The 8,199-nt window shown below is 38.1% G+C and carries 7 protein-coding genes and 2 pseudogenes; 3 read left to right on the forward strand and 6 right to left on the reverse strand.

What is annotated here, in order from left to right:
* Positions 1–208 precede the first annotated feature (208 nt).
* Positions 209–379: pseudogene (locus tag Sarmat_RS05090) on the forward strand (IS481 family transposase); the annotation flags it as partial.
* On the opposite strand, the gene Sarmat_RS05095 reads toward Sarmat_RS05090, so the two are convergent.
* The 6 genes from Sarmat_RS05095 to sucC form a co-directional block, all read right to left on the reverse strand.
* Positions 375–524, reverse strand: coding sequence for a hypothetical protein (locus Sarmat_RS05095; protein WP_202149724.1), 150 nt, complete (start codon positions 522–524; stop codon positions 375–377). The pseudogene Sarmat_RS05090 and the gene Sarmat_RS05095 sit on opposite strands and share 5 nt — an antisense overlap.
* 291 nt (positions 525–815) lie before the next feature.
* The gene (gene rplT / locus Sarmat_RS05100; protein ID WP_202149725.1) at positions 816–1,181 is read right to left on the reverse strand and encodes a 50S ribosomal protein L20; all 366 of its coding nucleotides are present in this window, start codon (positions 1,179–1,181) and stop codon (positions 816–818) included.
* A gap of 125 nt (positions 1,182–1,306) precedes the next feature.
* Complete coding sequence (rpmI, locus tag Sarmat_RS05105; RefSeq protein ID WP_202149726.1) at positions 1,307–1,510, reverse strand: 50S ribosomal protein L35; 204 nt, start codon at positions 1,508–1,510, stop codon at positions 1,307–1,309.
* 123 nt (positions 1,511–1,633) lie between these two features.
* On the reverse strand, positions 1,634–2,482 hold the full coding sequence (nadC, locus tag Sarmat_RS05110; protein WP_202149727.1) for a carboxylating nicotinate-nucleotide diphosphorylase: 849 nt from the start codon (positions 2,480–2,482) through the stop codon (positions 1,634–1,636).
* The gene (locus Sarmat_RS05115; protein ID WP_202149728.1) at positions 2,479–5,730 is read right to left on the reverse strand and encodes an efflux RND transporter permease subunit; all 3,252 of its coding nucleotides are present in this window, start codon (positions 5,728–5,730) and stop codon (positions 2,479–2,481) included. Before Sarmat_RS05115 ends, nadC begins: the two co-directional genes overlap by 4 nt.
* A gap of 207 nt (positions 5,731–5,937) precedes the next feature.
* Positions 5,938–7,092, reverse strand: a complete 1,155-nt coding sequence (gene sucC / locus Sarmat_RS05120; RefSeq protein ID WP_202149729.1) for an ADP-forming succinate--CoA ligase subunit beta — start codon at positions 7,090–7,092, stop codon at positions 5,938–5,940.
* A 750-nt stretch (positions 7,093–7,842) separates the two neighbouring features.
* Here sucC and Sarmat_RS06910 point away from each other — a divergent pair.
* A pseudogene (locus Sarmat_RS06910) lies at positions 7,843–7,938 on the forward strand (IS630 family transposase); the annotation flags it as partial.
* Between the two features lie 12 nt (positions 7,939–7,950).
* Complete coding sequence (locus Sarmat_RS07125; protein ID WP_279611760.1) at positions 7,951–8,073, forward strand: hypothetical protein; 123 nt, start codon at positions 7,951–7,953, stop codon at positions 8,071–8,073.
* Positions 8,074–8,199: the final 126 nt, after the last annotated feature.

Below are 8,199 nucleotides of genomic sequence, written 5' to 3' on the forward strand. Positions count from 1 at the left end.
TTATCTCATAGATATCGCAATAAGCGTAGGGGTTATAATCTAAAGTTTAATATTGTTGCTGGAATTGTTAATTTCAAAAATGATTTCGTTAATAAATTACTTGCCGCTTGATGCTAAAATAATCACGAACAACCTTCTTCACCCCTCGCATTGGCTAATTGTTAATTAAATACTTACGCAAGAGGTCTAATTTATGGAGAAAAATCTTATGAGACAAATATTACACGCGAATGCCAGAACAACGGAGGCAATCCGTAGAGAGATCCGTGATAGTAAAGAGAGCATAGAGAAAGCGGCTAAAAGATTTAATGTTAACCCAAAAACAATCATCAAGTGGAGAAAAAGAGAAGATACGAAAGACCTTCCGATGGGTCCTAAGAAGATAAAATAGACCTCTTGCATAACCTAAAAATGAAAGAGGAATTTTTAGGAAAAATGATGTTGAGTGCCGCAGCATACTCTAGTATATGAGGAGCGCAAAGGAGTTTTGACAACAAAATTACCCCACGGAATAGGTGATGCAAGAGGTCTATTTTATGGCAGTCCTGAGTTTTTTATAAGTGCAGCAGAAATTACAAAACAACCCACAAGTAATTAGCCAAATCAAAAATCCCAATTGATTAATGTAAATGGTAAATTTATTCCTGCTATTAAATTTTTCGAAGGTTTACTAGATATCTATTGTTTGACAAACGCACTCTACTATCTATATTTATCTAGAGATACCAAGGAAATTCAAAGAAAATAGATAAGAAACGTGAAGCCTGCTAAAACGCAGCCGCGCAGAGCAGGCAAGGAAGTGGCGTATATAAAAATTAAGATGCAGCGCGCAGAGCAGACTGCGCGGCAGTAACGATCTCTTTAAACTCTGCGCCATTAGCAATAGCCAGCTCCGATAACATCTTTCTGTTAAGCACAATACCAGCCTTCTGCAAACCATGCATAAAAGTAGAATACACCAAACCATGCTCACGCACAGCAGCATTAATACGCTGTATCCATAACCCTCTCAGATCTCTCCTACGACACCGCCTATCGCGGTAGGCATAAGCCAAAGCTTTTTCTACCTTCTGCACTGCAACTCTAAAGCAAGTACTAGATCTACCTCTATAACCCTTGGCGAGTTTTAATATTTTTTTATGACGTTTTTTGTTAACAACGCCAGACTTGGCTCTACTCATACTATTTCACCCTAAATTGTTATCTCTAAACATACCTGCATCGCGCAAAACAACGACGCAATAACGCAATAATATAATAATACAACAATACAATATTGCAACTGCGCGACAACGCAGCAATGCATCTACGAGCCGTAAGGCAAGTAGTATTTAATAATATTTCTTGAATCGCAATCACGCATCACCGTAGTACCACGCAAATTTCTGATCTGCTTATTAGTGCGACGGCGCATCATGTGTCTCTTACCAGCTTGCGCACACTTTAGTTTACCGGTAGCAGTTAACTTAAATCTCTTTTTCACTGCAGATTTAGTTTTCATTTTAGGCATATACAAAGCACCAGTTAAAATTAAACTTACTCATATCATAATCCTCACACTCTATCATGGATTATAAGCAATTGCAAGCCCCGTCATTCATAACCTTCAAGAACGTCTACAAAATTTTAGTAATTAGAACTTCCGCGCAACTTGCTCAACTTTATAAAACTCCATGCTAATATCCATTGCCATCGCGCAGTTCGTAATCTTACCAATAGAAATATAATCTACATCTAAACTCGCTATTTGCGCAACATTATCTAAACTCACACCTCCAGACACCTCTATTATCGCGCGTTTATTAATTAGCTCCACCGCCTGCTTCATCATGTCTAATGGCATATTATCCAGCATGATAATATCTATCCCAACATCTACAGCTTCCCTAGTCTGTTCTAAAGTCTCGCATTCTACTTCAATTTTAGCAAAGTGTGGCGCGCGACGTTTTAGTAGTTCAAGCGCACCCTTTAAAGAACCAAATAAAGCTATATGATTATCTTTCACCAGAATGCTACTATCCAAACTGAATCTATGATTACTTCCGCCAGCGCAGAGCACCGCATATTTCTGCCACTTTCGCAAACCTGGCAGGGTTTTGCGTGTATCGCATATCTTCACTCTCCCACCATTCACTCGCCTTACTGCGTCCACATATTTAGCAGTTAAACTCGCCACTCCTGATAGATGCTGTATATAATTCAACATCACCCTCTCTACTTTTAATATAGATTTGGCCTGCCCTATTCCCTTTGCAATCACTCGCTGAGCATCTATCAATTCACCATCTTTAGCTAATAATTCGTATGATGCGACAGCATGACAATGCAAAAAATAGTCAATTACCTCCACTCCAACAAACACCCCCATTTCTTTCGCAACAATAGCAAATTCAACCTCCGTCGCCTCATCTACTAAGTAATTAGTGGTGATATCTCCGCCAACTCCTAAATCTTCTAATAAACTATCTTCTAAATCTCTCATCTTCTAAATCTCTCATATAAAACTGGTACTACAAATAAAGTAAGCAAAGTACCGATAGTCATACCACCTACAATCACAGTACCGATAGAATGGCGCGCCCCCGCCCCCGCGCCGCTAGCCATCTGCAATGGTAATGCACCGAGAGCCGTGGCAATACTCGTCATTAATATAGGGCGTAGTCTAAGCTGCGCAGCCTCCACCACTGCACGGCGCGCAGATAAGCCAAGGCTTTTTTGATGATCTGCAAATTCCACTATCATGATGGCATTTTTGGTAACCAACCCTATTAATGTTACCATACCTATATTGCTATACATATTCAAACTATCCTGAAACAAAAACAAGAAGATGAATGCTCCTATTAGGGCAAATGGCACAGTTGCTAGAATTAATAAGGGAGTTTTGAAGCTTTCAAACTGGGCAGACAGAATTAAATAAATAAAAACTAATGCTAATAAAAAAGTAACGGCAATGTTCGCGTTAGACTCCTGCATGCGCTTAATCTCACCCACAAAGCGCAAACTATAGCCATCATCACCATATTCTTTATGTAACGCGCGAATCTTTTCTATGGCACTACTCACGTTGCCGTTTTGCGTTAAATCAGCGGAAATACGGATAGCGTTTGCGTTATTATAATGATAATAAGACTCTATAGCTATTGTTTCGCGTAGATCAGCGATAGAACCTATAGAAAGCATTGTATTATTCCTATAGGATTGAAAAAACGCATCACCTACTGCATTAACGCTATTTCTATTGCTTTTGTCATATCTTAACACTACTTCATATAGCCCATTGTCTAAACTAAAATAACCAACAGATTTTCCGCCTATCATATAACGCAGATTGCGCGCAACGCTCGCCTTATCTACGCCATACATAAAGGCCTTGTCTTGATCAATCAGCACTTTTATAGTAGGAAATGATGCCTTGTAGTTAGTATCTATATTCTGAAAAATACCACTTTCTTTCATCTTGCTCACAAACAGCTGAGCTATTTTATTAAGAGAGTCGAAGCTCTTGTTAGTTTCTAAATTAAATTCAACTGCCGCAGAAGCGCCGACGCTAGCAATAGACATAGGATCGGTAGCAAAAATAGACATACCAGGTATCTTACTAAAGCTCTGATTGAGTTTATTTTTTAAACTACTCTGGCTAACACTACGCTCTTCCCAATCTGTTAATGGCACAAATGCCATGCCAGTATTAGGGCCATCAGCACCAATCATTGTAAAGAAACCTAGTATAGTTCTTTCTTGACTAGTCGTTTCTTGATTCGCATCACTCTGAGACTTTACCACCACGGGCCGCATATCAGATTTATTAGACCCCTCTCCCAACTCTACTCCTGATGGCGATGCTTGTGTCGCTTCGATGCGCGAATCTTCACGCACCTCATGTATGCTGTAAGTTCCGTGCTTCGTACGCTCCTTGGGTTGCTCTTGACCTAATGCAAGTTTGGAAAGAGGTCTATCCTCACCTCCCTTTAAAAATTTCATCAAAATTTGTTCAGCGGCCACCACGCTCTTTTCTGAATGCTCTAGGCTAGAACCCTCTGGCCCCGTAAAGGAAATTTGCAAAAAACCATCATCTTCTTGTGGCACGAAGGATTTTTTGCAATACACAGCGCAAACTACGCTTAGAATCACCAAAGGCACCAAAATACGACGCAAGATACCCTTAGTTTTTAAAACAAAAGTAAGATAAACTCTATACTTAAACTGCACTCGGTCTAATAATCTGCTTAATGGCGAGCTATCCTCTCTGGCTTCCACTCTTAGTTTCACGCACATCATTGGGGTGAGCGTGAGCGCAGTAAAGCCAGAAAATAATACACAAAAAGCTAGCGTCCAAGCAAACTCAATAAATAATTTGCCTACAAAACCTTCAACAAATCCTATTGGTAAGAACACACTAGCCAAGGTGAGTGTAGTGGCGATAATAACAAAATTGATTTCTTTAGATCCACTCATTGCCGCCTCCACGAATGAGCAACCATAGGTTTGGCGGTGTCTAATGATATTCTCTAACATCACTATAGCATCATCCACCACCAACCCTATGGCTAATATCATAGCAAGCATAGTGAAGGTGTTTATAGAAAAATTGCACCAATACATTACAATAAAAGTGCATATTAAAGAAATGGGTATGGTAACAATTGGTATGATGGTTGTTTTGATTGACCTAAAGAAAACATATGTTACTAAAGAAACCAGAATTAAAGCCTCAAACATAGCCCAAAATACCCCTTTAATGGAGGCGCGCACAGGCTTGGCGGCGTCGTAAGCTATATCTAAATGCACATCTGGCGGCAAGTAGCTAAAAAGCTCTGGCATAGCTTTTTGCACTTCATTTGAAAGATCGATCACGTTACTCTTGGATTTTAAAATCAAACCTACCGCCGTAGCTGGCTTGCCATTATACCTAAGCCTTACATCTTGCTCTAAAGCCGTTATCTGAACCTTAGCAACATCACCGAGCCTTAAAATAGAACGATTATTTTTTTTGAGTACGATTGCAGCGAAATCTTCTTCTGTATCAATAACATTAGGAGCCTTAACATTAAATGTTTTATCGGGCGTTTTGATATTACCTATTGGATAGGTCTGACGAGCTGTTACAACTGCAGACTCTAAATCCTCTGGATTTAATCGATATTGATACATAGCCACAGGGTCAGGCGAGATGAGCATAGAATAATACTCCCCGCCATACAATATCGCCTTGCCAACGCTATTGAGGCGATTAAATACAGACAAAACGTTGTTTTGCACCATAGATGTGAGGCTAAGCCTATTATATGAATCGCTAGATACGCTAATCCAGATACTAGGAAAATTGTTCGTATCCATTTTAGATATACTTGGCGCATCTAACTCTTTTGGTAAGAATGTTATAGTTTCGGATATTTTTGAACGAACATCATTTAGCGCGATTTCTAAATCTTCTGTTAAATGAAAAAAGAGCGTGATATGAGCGAAACCATTGCCGCTAGTAGAGCTCATAAAATCTACGCCCTTTACGTTTTTCAGGGCATGTTCTATCACGCTAGTCACTTGAGACTCCATAATCATTGGGTCTGCGCCCTCCATGTTACAGGAGATAGTGATGATTGGAGGGTTTATGTCGGGCAGGCCACGTATGCTAAGTTTACTGAAGAAGATTAAGCCTAATGTTACTAACACTAGGTTTAGCACAGTCGCAAATACTGGGCGTGAGATAGAAATGGAAGATATAGACATATGTAATACATATAACGAACAATCAAAAAAAGTAAAGAGAGTGCGAAGTTAACGCGAATAACTCTCACTCACACTCGCTTTTTTTACTCTATTCGTTTATATATAACATAAAATTCTCGAATTGGAATTAAAAATTAATTTTGCTATGTTTTCTATGCTCAAAGTTTCCGCTCTTTTGGGGCGCTTCTGCACTTATAACTAAGTCAGTTACGCCTGAATAACTTTCTCAACAGCTTCGGCCAAATTGCGGGCGCCAGTAACTTTAATTTTGTCACTATTTTGCGCGAGCAATGCCATACCTTCCTCGGCATTCGTACCATCTAAGCGCACTACTATAGGAATTTTAATTTCTAATTCGCTTGCAGCATGTATTATACTCTCTGCTATCATATCGCATCGCACTATCCCACCAAAAATATTAACTAATATCTTTTTTACATTGCTATCAGATAGAATGATTCTGAAGGCCTCAAGAATTTTTTCCTTCCCAGAACCACCCCCTACATCTAAAAAATTCGCAACCTTTTTCCCGTGAAGGCTGATAATATCCATAGTAGCCATAGCTAGGCCTGCGCCATTAACCATACACCCTATTTCTCCATCTAATTTTATATAATTTAAATCAAACTCCTTGGCACGCCTATCTAAATCTGTTTCTTGCGATAAATCTGCCAGATCTTTAATGTCTTGATGACGGAACAGCGCATTGTCGTCGAAGTTCATCTTGGCATCTAGCGCTAATAATTTGCCAGATTTTGTTGTTACCAAGGGATTAATTTCTATTTGTGTTGCATCTTTTTCTACTGCAAGTTTATACATAGATTGCAACACATGGTGCATCTCTTTATGAAAGACTTGATCTAAGCCAAGAAAAAAACAAATATTTCTTAAATGAAATGCGCTGAGTATGCCATGATATATTGGTACTTTTATGATTTTTTCAGGTTGTGTTTGAGCAACTTCTTCTATATTCACCCCTCCCATCGCTGAAGCAATAAAGGTGAGGCATGAGTTTTTTCTATCCAAAACGAGACTGAGATAATATTCGCGCTCAATCTCCTGACATTTATCTTCTAGATACAGCTTGGTTATTACTTGCCCTTCTTGGTTTTGATGCGTACCTAGGCGCAGACCTAGCATCTGCTCTACAGCAGAGATGATTTCTGCGGGATTATTGCAAATTTTTACTCCTCCCGCTTTTCCTCTGCCTCCAGCATATATCTGAGCTTTCACTACGCATCCGCTGCTAAAATTTTTGGCAAGGCTAGCGGCTTGCTCTTTTGTTTCTAGTAGATTGCCAGACAAAACTGGGATTTGGTATTGAGCAAATAATTGTTTTGCTTGATATTCGTATATATTCATTGGTCCCCCTTTTATTTATTTTTAATTTATTTTTATTTTTTATGTATTAATTTGTTATATTATGATATAACTTATGAAATTTCACCCACAGATTAATTTTAACATAATTTTTGCAAAAAAATCTATAGTTGGTGATATAGAGGAAAAATTTTCAGAATAGGAGGGGCGATAGGAGTAAATAATATTAACCCCTTTCGAAACTCTACTTCTTTTCATGCTAACTGTGGCAGCGCTGTCGATGCAAAACCATCGCTTAACTCCATGTACACTCGATGCTCTATACTTCGTATGTTCCTGGTATTCCTCTTGATTGAGAGAGTTTAGAAGTTTATTAGAGAGAGTGAGACGAAAGTGGACCCTCTTGCGTCAGTAAGGTTTTAAGCGATAAGTTGACAGATAAGCAATTGATTTAATTATAAGTTGTAGTATATAGAGCTGTAAAAATTTTTAACTTAATAAAAAGTCTTCCATATATGATTGGAGTAAAGTAAGTTGCTTTATTGTCGAAGTTATTCTAAACTTCTTACTGACTCTTATTCTTAGGTTATAATAGACCTCTTGCATAACCTAAAAATGAAGGAGGAATTTTTAGGAAAAATGATGTTGAGAGCCGCAGCATACTCTAGTATATGAAGAACGAAAGGAGTTTTGACAATAAAATTACCCCGCGGAATAGGTTATGCAAGAAGTCTAATGAGGCATTCCTAACTAAATATAAACTTATTTGAAAGCTGGGCGGAGAATGTTTTAATTAAGGAATTAAAGTCCGGCCAAGTTGCAATTATAAACAATGCTTCTTTTTATAAATCTAAGAAGACAAAAGAATTGATTGAATCAGTAAATTGCAGGATCATTTTTTTGCCTCCATATTCACCAGATCTGAATCCAATAGAGAAATTTTGGATTAAAAATCAAATTACTGAATTTGATCAATTATATGAGGCTATTTCTTATTTCTTTAAAATATCTAATTCAACCTAAATTACTATACTAAATTAGCTTGAGGTAGCGTAAATTATATGATAATATGAAGCAAAAAATGCGAGCATATAGTATAGATTTACGTAAAAAAGTAATAAGTTTTATAAAAAGCGGTAATAGCCAAAA

The organism is Candidatus Sarmatiella mevalonica (genome assembly GCF_016751895.1).
GTDB lineage: Bacteria > Pseudomonadota > Alphaproteobacteria > Rickettsiales > Rickettsiaceae > Sarmatiella > Sarmatiella mevalonica.